Origin of the sequence: Pantoea ananatis LMG 2665 (genome assembly GCF_000710035.2) — a bacterium.
GTDB classification, from domain to species: Bacteria; Pseudomonadota; Gammaproteobacteria; order Enterobacterales; family Enterobacteriaceae; genus Pantoea; species Pantoea ananatis.
The window spans coordinates 1285256-1303593 of record NZ_JMJJ01000004.1; the positions used below are offsets into that span (position 1 = coordinate 1285256).

At 53.3% G+C, this 18338-nt stretch carries 22 protein-coding genes and 2 pseudogenes; 10 read left to right on the forward strand and 14 right to left on the reverse strand.

The genetic code is table 11. The annotated features are described in order from the left end of the window. Positions 1-28: 28 nt before the first annotated feature. From pspC to pspA, 3 genes are read right to left on the reverse strand one after another with little or no spacing between them, the layout of a single operon-like run. On the reverse strand, positions 29-379 hold the full coding sequence (pspC, locus tag EL29_RS07770) for an envelope stress response membrane protein PspC (RefSeq protein WP_014593793.1): 351 nt from the start codon (positions 377-379) through the stop codon (positions 29-31). Further along, entirely contained in the window at positions 376-603 is a 228-nt protein-coding gene (gene pspB / locus EL29_RS07775; RefSeq protein ID WP_013025903.1) for an envelope stress response membrane protein PspB, read from the reverse strand. The genes pspC and pspB overlap by 4 nt, the downstream gene beginning before the upstream one ends. 37 nt (positions 604-640) lie before the next feature. After that, on the reverse strand, positions 641-1306 hold the full coding sequence (gene pspA / locus EL29_RS07780) for a phage shock protein PspA (RefSeq protein WP_014605758.1): 666 nt from the start codon (positions 1304-1306) through the stop codon (positions 641-643). Positions 1307-1468: 162 nt separating this feature from the next. Between pspA and pspF the strand changes: the two genes are divergently transcribed. Then, a complete protein-coding gene (pspF, locus tag EL29_RS07785) occupies positions 1469-2482 on the forward strand; it encodes a phage shock protein operon transcriptional activator (protein WP_028715188.1) in 1014 nt (337 codons plus the stop codon). A gap of 303 nt (positions 2483-2785) precedes the next feature. Here the strand turns inward: pspF and EL29_RS07790 are convergent, their stop codons facing one another. After that, the gene (locus EL29_RS07790) at positions 2786-3235 is read right to left on the reverse strand and encodes a GNAT family N-acetyltransferase (RefSeq protein ID WP_028715189.1); all 450 of its coding nucleotides are present in this window, start codon (positions 3233-3235) and stop codon (positions 2786-2788) included. A gap of 188 nt (positions 3236-3423) precedes the next feature. Here EL29_RS07790 and sapA point away from each other — a divergent pair, with 188 nt between their 5' ends. The 7 genes from sapA to EL29_RS07825 all read left to right on the forward strand — a co-directional run bounded on the left by sapA (position 3424) and on the right by EL29_RS07825 (position 10930). Beyond that, positions 3424-5052 (forward strand): ABC transporter substrate-binding protein SapA, encoded by a 1629-nt coding sequence (sapA, locus tag EL29_RS07795; protein ID WP_014593795.1) that lies wholly within the window; start codon positions 3424-3426, stop codon positions 5050-5052. Continuing rightward, positions 5053-6018, forward strand: coding sequence for a putrescine export ABC transporter permease SapB (gene sapB / locus EL29_RS07800; RefSeq protein ID WP_014605757.1), 966 nt, complete (start codon positions 5053-5055; stop codon positions 6016-6018). It abuts the gene before it with no gap. Then, complete coding sequence (gene sapC / locus EL29_RS07805) at positions 6005-6895, forward strand: putrescine export ABC transporter permease SapC (protein WP_013025909.1); 891 nt, start codon at positions 6005-6007, stop codon at positions 6893-6895. The genes sapB and sapC overlap by 14 nt, the downstream gene beginning before the upstream one ends. Further along, on the forward strand, positions 6895-7890 hold the full coding sequence (gene sapD, locus EL29_RS07810) for a putrescine export ABC transporter ATP-binding protein SapD (protein ID WP_028715190.1): 996 nt from the start codon (positions 6895-6897) through the stop codon (positions 7888-7890). The genes sapC and sapD overlap by 1 nt, the downstream gene beginning before the upstream one ends. 1 nt (position 7891) lies before the next feature. Continuing rightward, positions 7892-8695: a putrescine export ABC transporter ATP-binding protein SapF gene (gene sapF, locus EL29_RS07815; protein WP_014605756.1), complete on the forward strand. Its 804-nt coding sequence runs from the start codon at positions 7892-7894 to the stop codon at positions 8693-8695. Positions 8696-8836: 141 nt separating this feature from the next. Next, complete coding sequence (gene fabI, locus EL29_RS07820; protein ID WP_014605755.1) at positions 8837-9625, forward strand: enoyl-ACP reductase FabI; 789 nt, start codon at positions 8837-8839, stop codon at positions 9623-9625. A 189-nt stretch (positions 9626-9814) separates the two neighbouring features. Next, complete coding sequence (locus EL29_RS07825; protein WP_028715191.1) at positions 9815-10930, forward strand: carboxymuconolactone decarboxylase family protein; 1116 nt, start codon at positions 9815-9817, stop codon at positions 10928-10930. Here EL29_RS07825 and EL29_RS07830 read toward each other — a convergent pair. The 7 genes and pseudogenes from EL29_RS07830 to EL29_RS07860 all read right to left on the reverse strand — a co-directional run bounded on the left by EL29_RS07830 (position 10927) and on the right by EL29_RS07860 (position 16601). Then, positions 10927-11823, reverse strand: a complete 897-nt coding sequence (locus tag EL29_RS07830; protein ID WP_033788604.1) for a LysR family transcriptional regulator — start codon at positions 11821-11823, stop codon at positions 10927-10929. The genes EL29_RS07825 and EL29_RS07830 overlap by 4 nt on opposite strands. A 139-nt stretch (positions 11824-11962) precedes the next feature. Further along, complete coding sequence (locus tag EL29_RS07835; RefSeq protein WP_235193305.1) at positions 11963-12124, reverse strand: hypothetical protein; 162 nt, start codon at positions 12122-12124, stop codon at positions 11963-11965. Positions 12125-12218: 94 nt separating this feature from the next. Beyond that, positions 12219-12533: a hypothetical protein gene (locus EL29_RS07840; protein ID WP_028715192.1), complete on the reverse strand. Its 315-nt coding sequence runs from the start codon at positions 12531-12533 to the stop codon at positions 12219-12221. Then, positions 12521-13393, reverse strand: a pseudogene (locus tag EL29_RS07845) (phage minor head protein). The gene EL29_RS07840 and the pseudogene EL29_RS07845 overlap by 13 nt, the downstream one beginning before the upstream one ends. A gap of 31 nt (positions 13394-13424) precedes the next feature. Then, positions 13425-14864, reverse strand: a complete 1440-nt coding sequence (locus EL29_RS07850; RefSeq protein ID WP_028715193.1) for a DUF1073 domain-containing protein — start codon at positions 14862-14864, stop codon at positions 13425-13427. An 11-nt stretch (positions 14865-14875) separates the two neighbouring features. Further along, entirely contained in the window at positions 14876-16171 is a 1296-nt protein-coding gene (locus EL29_RS07855) for a PBSX family phage terminase large subunit (RefSeq protein WP_028715194.1), read from the reverse strand. Beyond that, positions 16155-16601 carry a terminase small subunit-like protein gene (locus tag EL29_RS07860; RefSeq protein ID WP_028715195.1) on the reverse strand — a complete coding sequence of 149 codons (447 nt, stop codon included), beginning with the start codon at positions 16599-16601 and terminating at the stop codon, positions 16155-16157. The genes EL29_RS07855 and EL29_RS07860 overlap by 17 nt, the downstream gene beginning before the upstream one ends. A 73-nt stretch (positions 16602-16674) precedes the next feature. On the opposite strand from EL29_RS07860, the gene EL29_RS07865 reads away from it, so the two are divergent. Beyond that, entirely contained in the window at positions 16675-17127 is a 453-nt protein-coding gene (locus tag EL29_RS07865; RefSeq protein ID WP_028715196.1) for a hypothetical protein, read from the forward strand. Here EL29_RS07865 and EL29_RS23065 read toward each other — a convergent pair. Continuing rightward, positions 17093-17277: pseudogene (locus EL29_RS23065) on the reverse strand (hypothetical protein). The gene EL29_RS07865 and the pseudogene EL29_RS23065 sit on opposite strands and share 35 nt — an antisense overlap. 101 nt (positions 17278-17378) lie before the next feature. Between EL29_RS23065 and EL29_RS07870 the strand changes: the two are divergent. Then, positions 17379-17741 (forward strand): hypothetical protein, encoded by a 363-nt coding sequence (locus EL29_RS07870; RefSeq protein ID WP_050442525.1) that lies wholly within the window; start codon positions 17379-17381, stop codon positions 17739-17741. A gap of 25 nt (positions 17742-17766) precedes the next feature. Here EL29_RS07870 and EL29_RS07875 read toward each other — a convergent pair whose 3' ends face one another. Together EL29_RS07875 and EL29_RS23530 are read right to left on the reverse strand one after the other, a co-directional pair. After that, entirely contained in the window at positions 17767-18033 is a 267-nt protein-coding gene (locus tag EL29_RS07875; RefSeq protein WP_028715198.1) for a hypothetical protein, read from the reverse strand. A gap of 141 nt (positions 18034-18174) precedes the next feature. Next, entirely contained in the window at positions 18175-18324 is a 150-nt protein-coding gene (locus EL29_RS23530; protein ID WP_327203930.1) for a hypothetical protein, read from the reverse strand. Positions 18325-18338 lie beyond the last annotated feature (14 nt).

An 18338-nucleotide genomic window follows, 5' to 3' on the forward strand; every position in this document is an offset into this window, starting at 1 on the left:
CAGACACTGGCCCGCTGCAGAACAACGATTAAATCTGACGGAAACGACTGCGCACGCTGAAGGTTTCAGAGGTGACGTAACGTTCAATATCCCGAACATTACGCTCATCCTGTTGCAGTGTCGTTTCCAGTTGGTCCAGCAGTTCACCGGCGCTGGGCGCGTATTCTCCGTTATCCACGCCGGCCGGTTTAACGTCCAGCACAAAACCCAACACGAAATAGGCGATCACGGTAAACACAAACAGACCAAAGAACAGTGACAAGACGACGATGATGCGAAGCAGTCGTACCGGAACGTCAAGGTATTCGGCTAAACCGGCACACACGCCCATCAGCTTCCCTTCGTCAGGCTTACGCCATAACTTGCGGCCTTTCATCATGGCTGCCTCCAGTTAGGATGTTCAGCATCGAGGATGGCTTCAAGCGCTTCAATGCGCTCCCGCATGCGCTGGGCATCTTTGGTTACCTGTTGCAGACGCTGCATCTGACTCTGCGACAGATCGGTGCCCCCGTTGCGTTTGTTACTGTAGTGTAGCCATAGCCAGACGGGTGCCACAAACAGCACAAATATCGTTAATGGAATGGCTAAAAATAATGCGCTCATTGACTCTCCTTAATCCTGTCCAGCAGAAAGCGGCGTCTTATTCGCTGCGGTTCATTTTGGCTTTCAGCGCGTTCAGTTGCTGACTGATTTCGTCATCCGCTTTCAGATCGGTAAACTGCTGATCTAGGGTTTTCGGTTTGCCAAAACCGTGGCTCTCTGCTTCTGCTTCCATGTGATCGATGCGACGCTCAAAGGATTCAAAACGCGCCATCGCTTCATCAATTTTACCGCCGTCCAGCTGACGGCGGACATCGCGTGAAGACGATGCCGCCTGGTGGCGCAGCGTAAGAGCCTGCTGGCGTGCGCGGGTTTCGCTCAGCTTTTTCTCCAGCTCGGTGATTTCGCCTTTCATGCGAGCCAGCGTCTCTTCAACCTGGTCAACTTCCTGTTTCAGGGTGGCGATCAGATCGGTGAGTTTCTGTTTTTCAATCAGCGCGGAGCGGGCCAGATCCTCTTTGTCTTTACGCAGAGCCAGTTCAGCCTTGTCCTGCCATTCGGCCTGCTGAAGCTCTGCCTGCTCAATCCGCCGTGCCAGCTGTTTCTTCTCTGCCAGGGCGCGCGCAGAGGTGGAGCGGACTTCAACCAGCGTATCTTCCATTTCCTGAATCATCAGGCGCACCAGCTTCTGCGGATCTTCTGCACGCTCCAGCAGGGAATTAATGTTGGCATTAACGATGTCAGCGAAACGCGAAAAAATACCCATAATGATGTTCCTCTTGATTGTCATAGTTTCAACTTGCTGTACGGGTTAATTCAAGATGCGTGCCAACTTTTATCTTATTGATTTTTATTGCATTGCTGGCTTTGCAGTTTTTTTTATCTGTTCTAAGATAGTTAAATTGATTAATCAGTGGCGAAATTCATCATGTCTCCTAACAACGATAACCTGCTGGGCGAATCGAATAACTTTCTGGAAGTGCTGGAGCAGGTATCGAAACTCGCACCGCTGGAAAAACCGGTTTTGGTCGTGGGCGAACGCGGTACCGGTAAAGAGCTGATCGCCAGTCGTCTGCACTATCTGTCCGATCGCTGGCAGGGCCCTTTTATCTCGCTCAACTGTGCCGCGCTAAATGAAAACCTGCTGGATTCGGAGCTGTTTGGACATGAGGCAGGCGCCTTTACCGGCGCGCAAAAGCGTCACCTGGGCCGTTTTGAACGGGCAGACGGCGGCACGCTGTTCCTTGATGAGCTGGCAACCGCCCCGATGCTGGTTCAGGAAAAACTCCTGCGGGTTATTGAATACGGTCAGCTTGAACGCGTAGGCGGGAATCACGTTTTTCAGGTGAATGTGCGCCTGATTTGCGCCACCAATGAAGACCTGCCCGCGCTGGCCGCCGCCGGGAAGTTTCGTGCCGATCTGCTCGATCGTCTGGCGTTCGATGTGGTTCAACTGCCGCCGCTCCGCGAGCGCCGTAGCGATATTCTGGTGATGGCGGACCATTTCGCCATCCAGATGTGCCGGGAGTTGACCTTGCCCCTGTTTCCCGGTTTTACTCGGCAGGCTCAGCAAACCTTACTGGAACACCCGTGGCCGGGTAACGTGCGTGAGCTAAAAAACGTCGTTGAGCGGTCGGTCTATCGCCATAACACCAGCGATGAACCTCTGGATAACATCATTATCAACCCGTTTGAACGACGCACCGCCCCCGAAGATGCCCCGCCGCCTGCCCTGGTGCCGGATGCGGCATCGGCCCTGCCTTCTTTACCGCTTGACCTGCGTCAGTGGCAGAATCAGCAGGAGTACGATGTGGTAGAAATCAGCTTACAACAGGCGAAGTACAATCAACGTCGTGCCGCCAGCTTACTGGGTGTGACCTACCACCAGCTCAGAGCGATGATGAAAAAGCACGGGATTCAGGCGCGAGACGGACAAGCATAAAGGATCTGGCCGGTTCCGATACGTGGCAAGGCATTGTTTTTCTGCGGCATTTGCCGTGGGCGATTCTTCGATACGACTGAGACAAGAGGGTGAGACAGAAAGCGGGCGGGAGCCTAAAAAAGGGCCCGCCGAAGCGGGCAACTGGAAGCAATGTGAGCAATGTCGTGCTCTTCTTCGGTAGAGCCACCGTCGAAGCGCAACTGAATAATAATCATTCCTGTTCGCATCTGTAAAGCCTTATTGAGAACTTTTCTCATTTCCACATCAACGCTATGCCTTTATTTTTCACGCAACTCCGCGTGCTTACGCGTCATTTGCGTCTCTGCGTAAATAGACCATGTCATGTAACTGTACGCCCTCTTCGATAATCGGTTTGTCATCATTGTCCGTGAAAAAATCCTTGACCCGGTGTGACTCGCGGAAACCGCTTTTATGATAAAAACGGAGTATGCCTGGCACGTCCCCGGTGCCGACGTACATCGTCTTACACGCTTTTAAAAACGTCTCTGCAAGATAAGCCAGCATCGTGCGGCCATAGTTACCCTGATCTGCCGGGCAGGTCGCCATATTTTTAAGCTCGCATTCCGTCTCGTTTAAACGCGTCACCACGGCAATGCACTTCACTCCGTTATCCCACAGCCTGAACATGCGTCCGCTGGCAAGATAGCGGTCAATCATATCTTCCTGTTCATCGGCCAACAGCAATAGCGGCAGGTAGATTTTTTTATTTTCCGTCACTTCATCGATAGTCATGGGTGCTTTCCTCCTGTGCCATCGACACAAACAGGTTCTGCCTGGGTAAAAACTGATCGCGATCGGCACCAGCCAATCCCACTTTTACGCTGGTGCGCGCGCAAAGAGCTGGCAATCGCTGATGCGTATTTGGGGCCAGGCCCGCTTTGCGATACACTCTGCCTAATGCCTGAGAATCGTTGAGTTCTATGTTAAAACTAATTCCTTCGCTGTTACTGAGTCTCAGCGTGTTGAGCGCGCCTGTGTGGTCTGCGCCGACGCTGGCGGGTGATATCCGTCAAAGCGGATTCGTCTATTGCGTTAACGGCACGCTGAATACCTTCAATCCGCAGATGGCCAGCAGTGGTTTAACGGTGGATACGCTGGCTGCGCAGCTGTACGACCGCCTGTTAGATGTGGATCCTTATACCTACCGGTTGCAGTCCGATCTGGCTGCCAGTTGGGACGTGCGTGATAACGGTGCCACCTACCGTTTTCACCTGCGTCATGGGGTGCAGTTCCAGCACACCGCAACCTTTAAACCCACCCGCGCCATGAATGCGGATGACGTGGTATTCAGCTTTGCCCGCATGTTCGATCGCAAACATCCCTGGCATAACGTCAACGGTGGCTATTACCCCTATTTCGACAGCCTGCAGTTCGCCGATTCCGTTCAGAGCATTAAAAAAATCGATAACGATACCGTCGAATTCCGTCTGAATAGTCCGGACGCCTCTTTTCTCTGGCACCTGGCGACGCACTACGCGCCCGTTTTGTCGAAAGAGTATGCTGACAGCCTGGATAAAGTGGGCCGCCAGGAAGAGCTGGATCGTTTACCTGTCGGCACCGGTCCTTTCCAGTTGAGCGAATACCGCAGCGGGCAATATATTCGTCTGGCGCGTAACCCGCATTACTGGAAAGGCGTGCCGCGCCTGCAGCAGGTGGTTATCGACCTCGGAGCCGGCGGAACAGGCCGTTTATCGAAGCTGCTTACGGGCGAATGCGACGTGCTCGCCTATCCTGCCGCCAGCCAAATATCCATTCTGCGTGACGATCCCCGACTGCGCATGACGCTGCGGCCCGGGATGAACATCGCCTATTTAGCATTTAATACCCGAAAACCGCCGCTCGACAGGCCGGAAGTCCGTCACGCACTGGCGCTGGCGATGAATAATGAGCGTCTGATGGAATCTATCTATTACGGCACTGCCGAGACGGCTGCATCCATACTGCCTCGCGCGTCCTGGGCTTACGATACCGATGCCAGCATTACCCCTTACGATCCCAAAAAGGCCAAAGAAGCGCTGGAAGCCGCTGGCGTCCACGATCTTCATCTGCGCCTGGTCGTGCCCGCGGCCTCGCAGTCCTGGAACCCTGCACCGCTGAAAACGGCAGAGCTTATCCAGGCTGATCTTGCGCAAATTGGCGTACAGGTCACCATCGTGCCGGTTGAGGGGCGTTTTCAGGAGGCACAGCTGATGGCAATGAACCACGATCTGACGCTGGCGGGCTGGGCAACTGACAGTAACGATCCCGACAGCTTCTTTCGTCCGCTGCTCAGCTGCGCCGCCATCAGTTCGCAGACCAACTATGCTCACTGGTGTTCACCCACGTTTGACGACACGCTGAAAAATGCCCTGTTGTCACAGCAGCTGTCGGGGCGTATTGAAAATTATGATAAAGCCCAGCAGATTCTGGCGCGCGAGCTGCCCGTTCTGCCGCTGGCTTCATCTTTGCGTCTGCAAGCCTATCGGCATGATATTAAAGGTCTGGTTTTGAGTCCGTTTGGCAATGCGTCATTTGCCGGCGTGTATCGTGATGAGCGAGAGGAACGTTAAGTGGTCATCTATATCCTGCGTCGCCTGGTATTGCTGGTGATTACCTTGTTTTTTCTTTCGCTGGTGAGTTTCAGCCTGAGCTATTTCACCCCTAACGCGCCCCTGGAAGGCGCATCGCTGTTCGATGCCTGGTGGTTCTGGTTTAAAGGCATGCTGCAGCTGGACTTTGGGGTTTCCAGCACCAATGGCCAGGAAATTGGCGTACAGCTGCGTGAGGTGTTTCCCGCTACGATGGAGCTGTGCCTGATGGCCTTTAGCTTAGCGCTGATCGTCGGGATTCCGCTGGGCATTTGCGCCGGTGCGATGCGGCATAAATGGCAGGATAAACTGATCAGCGCTCTCGCCCTGTTAGGGTTCTCGATTCCTGTGTTCTGGCTTGCCCTGCTATTTACGCTGTTTTTTTCGTTGACGCTGGGCTGGCTGCCGGTTTCCGGCCGCTACGATTTGCTCTATCCGGTCCAGAACATTACCGGCTTTGCCTTGATCGATGCCTGGCTCAGCCCCTCGCCGTGGCGGCATGAAATGATGATTAGCGTGCTGATGCATCTGATTTTGCCGGTGACCGTTCTGGCCATGGCGCCAACGACCGAGATCGTGCGTTTATTGCGCATCAGCACCATTGATGTCGTGGATAAAAGCTATGTGAAGGCGGCCGCCACCCGTGGGTTATCCCGTTTTACCGTGATTCGCCGCCACGTTCTGCATAATGCCCTTCCGCCCGTCATTCCTCGCCTGGGTCTGCAGTTTTCCAGCATGTTAACGCTGGCGATGATCACGGAAATGGTCTTCAACTGGCCCGGTCTGGGGCGCTGGCTGATTAACGCTATCCGCCAGCAGGATTATGCGGCGATATCGGCCGGTGTGATGGTGACCGGCGGCGTGGTGATTGTGGTGAATGTGCTCTCTGACATTGTCGGTGCGGCGCTGAATCCGCTGAAACATAAGGAATGGTATGCCCTACGATAACATCTACGCCGAAAAACGCCTGCCGAGCGCATTTCGTCAGAGCTGGCACCATTTTTATAGCGACATGCCTGCGATGATAGGCCTGTACGGCTTTGGCGCACTGCTGCTGCTCTGTCTGTTTGGGCATTTTCTGGCACCTTATCCCATCGACCAGCAGTTTTTGGGCTACCAGCTGTTACCGCCCTCCTGGTCGCGCTACGGTGAAGTGTCGTTCTTCCTTGGAACAGACGATTTAGGGCGTGATTTACTCAGCCGTCTGCTCAATGGCGTGGCCCCGACAGTAGGTTCAGCCATTGTCGTTACGCTGTTTGCCACTTTCTGGGCACTGGTACTTGGTATCGTGGCGGGCATGACGCACGGCGTGCGCTCTGCCGTGCTGAATCACGTGCTGGACACGTTACTGTCAATTCCTTCTCTCCTGCTGGCCATCATCGTGGTGGCCTTTCTCGGCCCACGCCTTGAACATGCGTTGCTGGCGGTCTGGCTGGCGCTCATGCCACGGCTGGTGCGGGAAATTTACAGCGCCGTTCATGATGAACTGGAAAAAGAGTATGTGGTGGCGGCGCGTCTCGATGGGGCGACCAGCATTAATATTATGTGGCATGCGATTCTCCCTAACGTGTTACCGATGCTGATCAGCGAAATTACGCGTGCGCTCTCCATGGCCATTCTTGATATTGCCGCCCTGGGATTTCTCGACCTTGGCGCGCAGTTGCCCTCTCCGGAATGGGGCGCGATGCTGGGCGATTCCCTGGAGCTGGTCTACGTGGCCCCCTGGACCGTGATGTTGCCCGGTGCGGCGCTGATGCTAAGCGTATTAGTGGTTAACCTGCTCGGTGATGGCATTCGTCGGGCCGTCGAGGCGGGAGTGGAATAATGCCGTTACTGGATATTCGTAATCTGACGATTGAATTTATAACCGCGGACGGGCCGGTTAAAGCGGTCGATCGCGTTAATTTGTCCCTCAGTGAAGGCGAAATTCGCGGTCTGGTCGGGGAGTCCGGTTCGGGCAAGAGCCTGGTGGCCAAGGCGATTTGCGGCGTGACTAACGACAACTGGCGCGTTACCGCAGACCGCATGGTCTTTGATGACGTTGATCTGCTGCGTCTGTCTGCCCGTGAGCGCCGCCGCATCGTGGGTCATAACGTATCGATGATTTTTCAGGAGCCGCAATCCTGTCTCGATCCCTCTGAAAGTGTCGGGCGTCAGCTGATGCAGGCGATTCCGCGCTGGACCTATAAAGGCCCGTGGATGAAGCGTTTTTGGTTCTGGCGTAAAACCCGGGCGATTGAACTGCTGCATCGGGTGGGCATTAAGGATCATAAAGACATCATGCGCAGCTTTCCCTATGAGTTAACCGAGGGCGAGTGCCAGAAAGTTATGATCGCCATCGCGCTGGCGAATCAGCCCCGCCTGCTGATTGCGGATGAGCCAACGAATGCGATGGAGCCTACAACCCAGGCGCAGATATTCCGCCTGCTGAGCCGTCTTAACCAGAACAATAACACCACCATTTTATTGATCAGCCACGATCTGCGCACGATGAGCCAGTGGGCTGACCGCATTAACGTCATGTACTGCGGCCAGACGGTCGAAACGGCGCAAAGCGAAGACCTGATGACGACCCCGCATCATCCCTATACTCAGGCTTTGATTCGCGCCATGCCTGATTTTGGTCGTCCGCTGCCGCACAAAAGCCGGCTGAACACCTTATCCGGCGCGATTCCGTCGCTGGAGAGCCTGCCGATTGGCTGTCGCCTGGGACCACGCTGTCCCTACGCGCAGCGTAAGTGCATTGAAACGCCGCGGCTGACGGGCACCCGCTCGCACCTGTACGCCTGCCACTTCCCGCTTAACGTTGAGGGCCAATAACATGGAAACGTTGCTGGAAGTCCGCAATCTCAGCAAAACCTTTCGCTACCGCACCGGCCTGTTTCGCCGCCAGCACGTTGAAGCCGTTAAATCCGTCAGCTTTACGCTGCGTGAAAAGCAGACCCTGGCGATTATCGGCGAGAACGGATCGGGTAAATCGACCCTGGCGAAAATGCTTAGCGGCACCGTTGCCCCCAGCGACGGGGAGATCATCATTGACGATCATCCGCTCAGCTTTGGTGATTACGGCTATCGTAGCCAACGCATTCGCATGATTTTTCAGGATCCGTCAACGTCGCTCAACCCGCGCCAGCGCGTGAGCCAGATTCTGGATCTGCCGCTGCGCCTGAATACCGGGCTGGATGCTGAGGAACGGGAAAAACGCATCATTGCAACGCTGCGTCAGGTGGGATTGCTGCGCGATCACGCGGGTTACTATCCCCACATGCTGGCACCGGGCCAAAAGCAGCGCCTTGGGCTGGCACGGGCCTTGATCCTGCAGCCCAAAGTGATTGTGGCCGACGAGGCGCTGGCCTCTCTGGATATGACCATGCGCTCTCAACTGGTCAATCTGATGCTGGAACTCCAGGAAAAACACGGCATTGCTTATATTTATGTGACCCAGCATCTTGGCATGATGAAGCACATCAGCGATAAAGTACTCGTCATGCATCACGGTGAAGTGGTGGAACGCGGCGGAACGGCAGACGTGCTCGCCTCGCCGCTGCACGAGATGACCAAACGCCTGATCAACAGCCATTTTGGCGAGGCGCTGACCGCCGAAGCCTGGCGGCGTGAGCGTTGATTTTGCGGCATATTGTGGAAAACGCTGAGCGGTTTTCCTGATTTCAAGCAGACGTGCTAGAATCCGCACGTCGATTAACGTCGGTCGTCTATTATTTAAACAACGCGACCGCCAACTACCATGACCATAAGGATTACAGCTATGGGTTTTCTTTCCGGTAAGCGCATTCTGATTACTGGTGTTGCCAGTAAACTTTCCATCGCCTACGGTATTGCACAGGCGATGCGCAAACAGGGCGCAGAACTGGCTTTCACCTACCAAAACGACAAACTGAAAGGTCGTGTGGAAGAGTTTGCCAAAGATTTGGGTTCTGACATTGTGCTGCCATGTGATGTTGCAGAAGATGAAAGCATCAAATCCCTGTTCGTTGAGCTGGCAAAAACCTGGCCGAAATTTGACGGTTTCGTGCACTCCATTGGCTTCGCCCCTGGCGACCAGCTGGATGGCGATTACGTCAATGCCGTAACCCGCGAAGGTTTCAAAATCGCACATGACATCAGCGCCTACAGCTTTGTTGCAATGGCAAAAGAGTGCCGTGCGATGCTGAACCCTAACTCCGCCCTGCTGACGCTGTCTTACCTGGGTGCAGAGCGCGCTATCCCTAACTACAACGTAATGGGCCTGGCGAAAGCGTCCCTTGAAGCAAACGTCCGTTACATGGCGAACGCGATGGGTCCTGAAGGCGTGCGTGTTAACGCCGTGTCTGCGGGTCCAATTCGTACCCTGGCGGCATCGGGCATCAAAGATTTCCGTAAGATGCTGGCCCACTGTGAAGCGGTCACCCCGATTCGTCGTACCGTCACCATTGAAGACGTAGGTAACTCTGCGGCCTTCCTGTGTTCCGACCTTGCGGGTGGGATCACCGGTGAAATCGTTCACGTTGACGGCGGTTTCAGCATCGCTGCGATGAATGAACTGGAACTGAAATAAGTTTCCTCACGGGCGAGCGTTGCTCGCCCTGCGCGCCCCCTGCCCGATCCCCGCGTTATTCCTTATCGCTATTAATTATCACCGATTGGTCTTTTGCCCTGACCTGCCCGTGGGCGACGATAAGTCAGCCCTGCGGCCTGCGACTGAATCACCGCATGCGCCGCATCAGATTTTGCAAAAGGACTGATGATGCAACAACGCCGCTATCCCGGCCAGGACCACTGGTTTTATGAAAGTCAGACCAGTCCGCGCAGCGTACAGGCTGCCCCGCTTTTTCCAGAAGCCGCCCATGTCGATGACCGGTTTTTGCTGGGGTTAGCACAGGACGCTTCCGTTATTCAGCCTTTACTTCAGGCAGACCAGCCCGCCATACAGATCGCCCATCACGTTGTTGACCATCTGTTTCCCGACCAGATTGAAACCACACTGACCCATACGCTTACGCTGTATGACCGGCTAAGCACCGCCTTGACGGTGGCTCAGGTGGCAGGCATTCAACGCCTGTGTAACCACTATTCCGCCCGCCTCAATCCCCTGCCGGGTCCTGATTCCTCTCGTGAAAGCAACAATCGCCTGACGCAAATTACGCAATATGCCCGCCTGCTGGCGATGCAGCCCGCATTAATTACGGCGGAGAGCATCCGCGCGCTGCATGCGGTAGGGCTGAGCGAAGCCGATATCGTCACACTTAACCATGTAGTGGGCTTTGTCTGCTATCAGGCGCGCGTCATCGCCGGGATTCATGCTCTGCTGGAACGGCCGGTGCGCTGGATGCCGGGTATGTCACCGGCTCCTGACGCCGATGTGGCGACGTTTGCCCAGCCCTGCGCGTGGCAGCCTGTGCTGACGCCGCTGGAGCCGCGCTATGCCAGCGAGGCGCAACATGCCGCTGTCGCCGCGTGTCAGCATGCGCCGGTGCTTAAAGATACAGTCTGGCTGCTGGCTCACGCGCCTGCGCTGCTGCAAAGCTGGTTTGCCCTGCGTCAACAGCTGCAAGATGGCGCAAGCGCAAGCGTGGAGGCGACCGCCGCCCGGATACTGGGCAGCCGCTGGATCTGGCAGCATGCTGCAGATGCAGAGAAGCGAATGAGTCAGGCGGACGAGGCGAAAACCGACAGTGAGCAGCAGGCTCTCATTACACTAACCGCTCAGCTCACCCGCCAGCCAGAGCGCGTCAGTGCGCTCGATCTGCAACCGCTGGCGCAAGCTGGCTGGTCGCATGCCAGGCAGTTCAGCGTGATACAGGCTATCGCGCTGGCCAACTGGAACAGCCGTTTGTTTTATGCCTGCGGTGAAGCCAGCTAGCTGGCAAGATAGCTTCGCGCTTCGTCATAAAAATGCTGTGCGAGCGGCGTGGCCCGGCCAGGCTCGGCGATCACCAGCGCGGCCTGACGCGCCATTTTTGGCATCGAAATAGTGCGCTTTTCCAGGCCGTGTAAGGATTCAGGCAGCAAATGGCCCCGTGGCGAGATCAGAACACCCAGACCGACCTGGGTACACTGCAACAGCTGCATGACAGAGGCGCTTTCAACCACCACGCGCGGCACCAGCGCAGCATCGCGAAACGTCATATCCAGATAGCGGCGAAAATAACGGGTTGGCTCCCCCAGACACAGCGGCTGCTGCGCCAGCGTTGGCAGGTCAAGCGTTTCATGGGCGCATAACGGGGGGAAATGGGCGGGATGAAAAACCGCCTCAACGCCGCTATCCGCCAGCAGCGATGCCTGAAAATGCAGTTCCCGCAGCGTCGCCATTTCAAAAAAGCCAATGCCGACATCAACCGTGTGGCTGTTCAGCGCGTCCAGCAGTTGATCGGCACTTAACACGGCAATGCGGTAATCCAGCTGCGGATAGCGAGCCTGCACCGCTTTTAACAGCTCTGCCAACGAAACGCTGCACTGCGGGACCACACCGAGGCGAAGCGTACCGTTCACGCCGTGTTTTAACGACTCGACCTCCAGCTTCAGCCCCTGATAAACCGAAACGATTTCCCGTGCCCATGCCAGCACCCTGTCGCCCTCCGGCGTGAAACCGGCAAAGTTGTTACTGCGGTTGATCAGCGACAGGCCCAGTTCACGCTCCAGGTTTTTTAACCGCATCGATAAGGTTGGCTGGCTGACAAAGCTGGCTTCGGCGGCACGACCAAAATGGCGTTCGCGTTCGAGATTGCAGAGATAGATGAGTTGCTTGATATCGATTTTCTTTTACCACCAATGACTTACGGTTAATTATTTTATCCGGATAAAATTTTATGTACTAACCCCTGTACTAAATAAAATTTCACCCTGAGTTTTTGGCCGTTTCAGCGATTCATCATAAGCCGAATCTCCGACCGCTTCAAACCGGCATCCAGTCAGCCTCATACACCGACAGGATTTCGTGCGTCACCACGCCAAGCATCACCACACCCTCCAGTGATTCCCCGTCAATCGTCTCACCTTCTTCCGTCACGACTACCGTTGATGATTTCGGTTGAGATGTTTGACGCTGAGTTGACAACGGACAGCACGTTAACGCGATTGCGTTTCATGCTGTGTCCTCATAGGTATATTGGAGGCATTAAAAAGGCCGCTAATGCGGCCTTCTTGAGAAGCTAGTATGCTGTTATCTCAAAGTTTAGGGTCTGTTTAACTCGATCTATCGCGTTGTTTAGAGCGTTATTTTCTGCATTTTGCTGGCCTTGAAAGTCCAGCATAAAAGCTTTATTCCACTGATAAAAATCAGAGCCTTCTATTTCTAATCCTTCAGCAGTTGTCACCTTACAGCTTACTCTGAAAACAGAAAAAGCATCGCTTTTGCTCAATTCTTTCCAATCAAAACTTATCTTTTTAACTTTGGATGACTGCATTCTTACCTCCGATGTAAAATTTCCATTATCATCGGCAATATAAGAATCTACTTTAACCATTCTTTACGTTCTTGAATAAGCCTATCAACCAAGCCCGTATTAACTACCTTGCCACTATCATCAAGAATGACCGGTATTTGGCTACAGTAGCAGTGATAGCGGTTGCCATTGTCGGCATAGAAAGCTTCAACCTCTTCAGTGGTGTAGGTCCTGCCATGCCTGGCTGCGTGCCACGATCGTGTTGTCGGCTTCAGCGCAGAGAGCCAGAGTACTGCAGTGTTCAGCCCTAACCTTTCTCGTGCCCAATCCGTTTCCTGCCACTGCGCTTTTCGAAGCGCGCCAACTTGCTCCGTCTGTGCCATGTTCTTGGCGCGAGCCATAGACACATCCAGCCGCTGACTAATTATCCGAGCCGTTTCTCGCGGGTTTATGCCGCGACCAATTGCATCTGAAATCACGTTACCCAGATCACCGCGAGCACGGTCAGATTCAAGCAGCCAGTCGCTGTACGTTGATACGTAGGCTGCCGCCACCTGATTCTGATATGCCGGGCTGCTCAGCAGTTGCGCCAGTGTTGTCTGCTGCTCGTATATCGGCGATTGCACTGAAAGATTTGTGAATGCCTGATGTGTGCCGCGCTCTTACTCGTCAGAGACATATCTCAGCGCCCACAGGTTGTCGCTTCCACCTTCCATTAACGCGTAATCCAGGATGATCTGCATACGCTGCAGCAGGTCAGCCAGTTGCGTTGCTGTCATGTCGTAGATGTACGCGCCAGCATTCACCTGATAGATGATATTGCCGTGCACTGCGTGAGATTGCTGATTACTGGCTCGCTCTCGCCCCGTAAGTTTCTCATCGAATAGCTGCTTCAGCGCCACCTTAATGCGGTAGTAACGCCCTTCAATGTCGCGAAACATTCGATTAACGGGGCGGGCTGACTGTGTCGGGTCAGCTTTGTTGCGGGGAATTACCGGCGTCCGGATTAACTTCTGCGTTATCACTTAGCGGGTCTCCGGGTGGTACGACTGGAGGCGGCTCGGTTTCAGCAATCGGTTCAAGCTCACCTGCAGCGCGAATCTCGTTCTGCTCAATGGCCGGCGTGCCATAAGCAGCCTGCGTTTTCTGCGCCACGTCCGCCAGTGCCTGCATGTTGGCAATTTTCTCTTTCTCGCTCGGTGCGAGTAGGTCAGACCATGCCAGCGAAACTTCACCCGACCGAGGCGCATCAATCACACCAAGAATCCAGAACCGCTCCAGAATCGCTTTAATCACCGCTGTCATGAATCCCCAGCGGCGACCATTGCAGCGTTTGGCCCAGTCCGTTTTATCTTCGTCAGATGCCAGGCGGCCGGTTTGCTGCCCAAAAAGAATGGTGAACGGGCATTGAATTGATGATGAGAATTCGTTGGCGGCAACCATCCATGACGGTGATGGGTCAGCCGCTGCAACAGACAGAACCGATGGTGTTCCGGCCTGCATAACCAGCGCCGCATCAGTGCCGCGATTCATCCTGGCGATTTTGTCGTTCATGGCCTCGCCGATGTTGGCGTAACCTGCTTCTTTTGCCTGAGCAGCGATTGTCACCATGTCGGTCTGAGCGTCAAATGCAATGCCAAGCTGCCGGCTGGCGTTCTTAAGGAAGCCCTCAGCGCTGCCGCCTGATATCTTCTCAAGGTCCAGGAGCTTGTTGTAGCCGGCGCGAAGAAAAGGAACGCCGGAAAGCATGTTCTCATCCTCAGAGCCTTCGCACAGGATAATGACGCGGTCCGGATGCACTGTAACGTTGCGAACTGGCCCGTATGTTCCATCGTCGCCAACAGGTTGTTCGTTGAATTGATAATTAACCGGATCACCGTAGGTTTCCGACATAGTGTCGGTATCAAAGTTGCCAAGCTTTATCTGCGATTCCCATGCAGGGATGAGCTTAACAACCGCCCGATCGCCTAACCGCTTAATGACAGCGCTGTCTACAGGCTCTTTCCACTCACGCCCATCGCGGAATTGAATCAGCAGTGCGGAGTATTTACCGACAAGATTGCGTCGGTCAGCGTCTTTAATCTTCGGCCAGTGTCGCGCCAGGAGCTTGGTCGCAGCAGTCTCCCATGGCGTCGTGGTGGTAGATTCCTTGTTTTCATCACCATCAATGATGGTCGGTTTATCTACCCAGCACGAATCCAGAAGCTTGTGCACGGCAGCATATGCCACAGGGTTGCGCTCGTAGGCGCGGTAGTAGCGGTCAAAATCCAGTTCGTTCGGATAACCAAACTCTTCGTACAGCTTCGTTCGTTTGGTGTTGCCCTGACGACCAGCATACAGCATGCGCTGTCGGCCCATAGCATCAGCAAGGGCATTAACGAGGAATGTGACCTCGTTGCTTTGTTCACTCACTGATGAGCTCCTTAGAAGAAGATCGCGCCGGTCTGTTTGTGCTTGATGTAGCCATCAAGGCCATAACGTGCCGCATCCCAGCAGTGGTTATGCTTATCCTCAATGACCGGAAGCACTTCACCAGTGACACGGTCTATTTTGTAGGAATAAAGACGAGCCTCTTTGGCTGTTTCTTTGCAGCGAGAATGGATAACTATTTTCTTGAAGCCACGCAGGCAAGTAATGCCGTCCTCAACACTTCCCTGCCACTTTTGCGCAGCTGAGATGTTGAAGCCCTGATTTTTGATATGGCTAATCGTTTCTGGTCGAGAGTTATCAGCCTTAATGGGCCATTTGCGAGACTGAGGGACACCGGGATATTTTGCATCATCCGTAACCTTCCACTCTTCAAGCTGCTTTGGCTTGGCCTCATCTTTGCCAGCGTAAAACTTCCACATGTCATCAAGCTCTACGCCAGTTCCGTAGGCCTCATGCTCTATGTAGAGACAATTATCGAGGATGAACATGCGCAGCAGCGTGCTTGGGTCTTTAGCAAAGCCGAAGTCAGCGCCGAACAGCAGCCTTTCAGCCTTTTGCCACAAGTCTGATGCGAAGTCCTGCACCACATAGCGGTTGGCAAGCACCTGCTTGTCGGAGTTCTCAAGGTAAGCGCCCTCCCAGATCCACGCATAATCGGCGTAATCGAGGTTAGCTAAATCCTCAAGGCGCTCTTCTTCAAGAACATCAGGGAACCATGGGTTATCGCCATAATTCATCTCAACAATCATTGAGCTTTTTGGCGGGTTCTTCCTGAACATCTTGTCGGTTGCGCTGCCGTCCTTCTCAGGGTTCCATGTAACCCAGATTTCAGAGCCTTTTTCGCGCACCGTTGGGCGAAGTTTCTTCCAGGCGGTAGATGATACGGATTCGGCTTCATCAACCCAGGCAACTAAAATGCGCGCTTTGGATTTTATGCTGTCGAGATTATGGCGCAGACCACAGAATACGTAACTTACTCGGCGATTTTTGGTTCGGATATACTTCTCGCCGATTTCGAAATAGTCATCCAGCCATGGCACGGAGCGTATCGCCTGCTTAACCTCCTCCATTGAGGATTCTTCGAGCGAGTTCATGTACTCTCGCCCGCAGAGGATGACACCACTCCTTCCGCTCTCGGCAGCTTCGTATGCTTTAACTGCACTCATCAGGGCAAAAGTTCTGGTCTTTGCAGAACCGCGACCACCATGTGCGCCGCGATAGCGGATGTCGGGTGTTGCAAATACAGGAACTAGCTTGGCGGGGATAGGGAGATCAACCTGATTTTCCATTAGTTGGCTCTACTCCTACCAATCTTATTGTCGTTGGCTTGTTCGTCATGCTGCCATCGGAAGACTTGTGGTCGATTTCCTGACTGACTTTGTCGCCGTACTTCTTTGGGTTCATCCGTGCTAATGCCCACTTGCGAGTGTCGATGCGCAGTCGTGCTTTACCTACTGCTGCGGCCTCTTCTGCAACGCTGTCGGCTATGTCGAACATCTCTTCGAAAATTGCATCTGCGCGAATCTCAGTGGCTTTCGCGTACTGGTCGCGAAACTCATCGTGTTTAGCCAGCCATCTAAACACGGTCGCCTTATCAGGCATTCCCGGACGCTCACAAACCTTGCGAAGGCTTTCGCCATCGGCAAGCAGTGAACAGATGTCAGCAGCCACCTCTGGTAAATAATCAGAAGGACGGCCATTTTTAGTTTTGGTCGCCATATTAAACCTTTAATGTTTTTTCTAAAAAAGCCGATAAGTCATCAAGAATTTTTATAAAAAGGATATATACATAATGGGCCTATTTTTTGCTCCGACCCTCGTTGAATTGGCAATTAAGTCAATTTATGACCTTTATAAAAACAGCTCTGGCGGCTCAATAGTTACCCCGGAAGAGAAGGCAGAAACAGTTGATGCGGCGAATTCAATCGTTGACATTCAGGCGAAAGCTCAACAGGAACTCGCTATAGCAAGAAGAATTCTTATTGCTGAATCAGTAGAGATAACTGAAATTTATGAGGCTTCTGGTCAAGGTAACGCGGGCATACGTAAAGACGATACTGCCTTACAGGTTGGCGCTCATGGGGAAGGACGTAAAATGACGCAAAGAACCATTAAGTTTGCTGGTTTTAATCATAAAATAGAGGATGTTATCGCTCTTCTCGATGAGAGTTATAGCCAAGCCAGCAACTCTGAGGATGCCTCAGTAGTAGTCAGTCCGGATGAATCGGAACATACTCCATCTTAAGCACGTCATCAGGAGCTAGATATACCCATCGCCATCTTCTTTTTCTACACCAATGAAGCCGTTGACGATTTAAGGCTGTGACCTGTTCATCAGGCCTTCATGCGTTTCACCGGATTTAGTGGTTACTGTGATGCGGTAGATGTCGGACATTGAGAGCCTCTTTATCCGCATGTGTGGATCTTGCCATTACGACGAGACTGCACATGGTGATGGCAATACTATGTTAACTTTGGCAAAACCAAGGAGGTGGTATGTTTTCCTTTCTCAACACATTCAAGCGGCTCATAAGCAAGCAGCAGACGGCGCTGACCGCTGAGCCAGAGTATTCAGATGAACAGCTTTTGCAGTGGGCCACCGGTTGCATGTTAGAAGGTTTGCCAGATGAATTTTATGAGGCGAGAATTTCTTGCTTCCGTAACATCGATAGTGAAGGACGCATAGCAATTGCAGCTATACATGACTTCAAGTTAACCAGCGAAAGTGAATATATGTCTTTCACTCCACCAGATGACCTTTACGCCACACACTGCATAGAGAAAATTCTTAACGAAGAAAACTGGCGTGAAGCCACTATAATCTTTACCACACAAACGACACGATTCATGTGGCAATAAAAAACCGCCCGGAGGCGGCTTATTTCTACATTCTTGTGAACCAATGAGGGCATTTATTATCACGCCGAAGATTTTCTAGCATGTAAAAGCAGAAATCATGAATGGCATCCTCTGCTGACATTTTCTCAGGAATTCTTTCGCTAGCATAAATGGCGTCCTGCACAATGCTGTAGATTCCTGTCGCGCTATAAATATGCGCTTTCTTGCCTTCGGGATCACTCCTCATTACATTGCCGTTGTTGCTCAACACCATTGTCTGAACACCCCATAAAAACAATTCTTGTTTAGTCATGATATTCCCTCAATGAAGTGAAATGTCATACTAACCCAGCTTCGCAACGCTTCACAGCGTGGCTAACCGTTATCCCTTGTCGGAGAGATTCTTTAAGAGCCGTTGTGAAAGAGGCTCTCACAGTGCATATACGCACGGCGGTTAGCTGGCAATGTCCAGTGTCAGTTGAAGCTGCTCTCGCCAGAATTCGACATTAGCCTCAATAACTGGCTTATCCCACCTCCAGCGAGCCATTTCCCTAGCTCCATTGCTGGCTTTGGATTTCCGATCGTCGCGAATCCGACTGACCAGCCCCCAGTATTAGA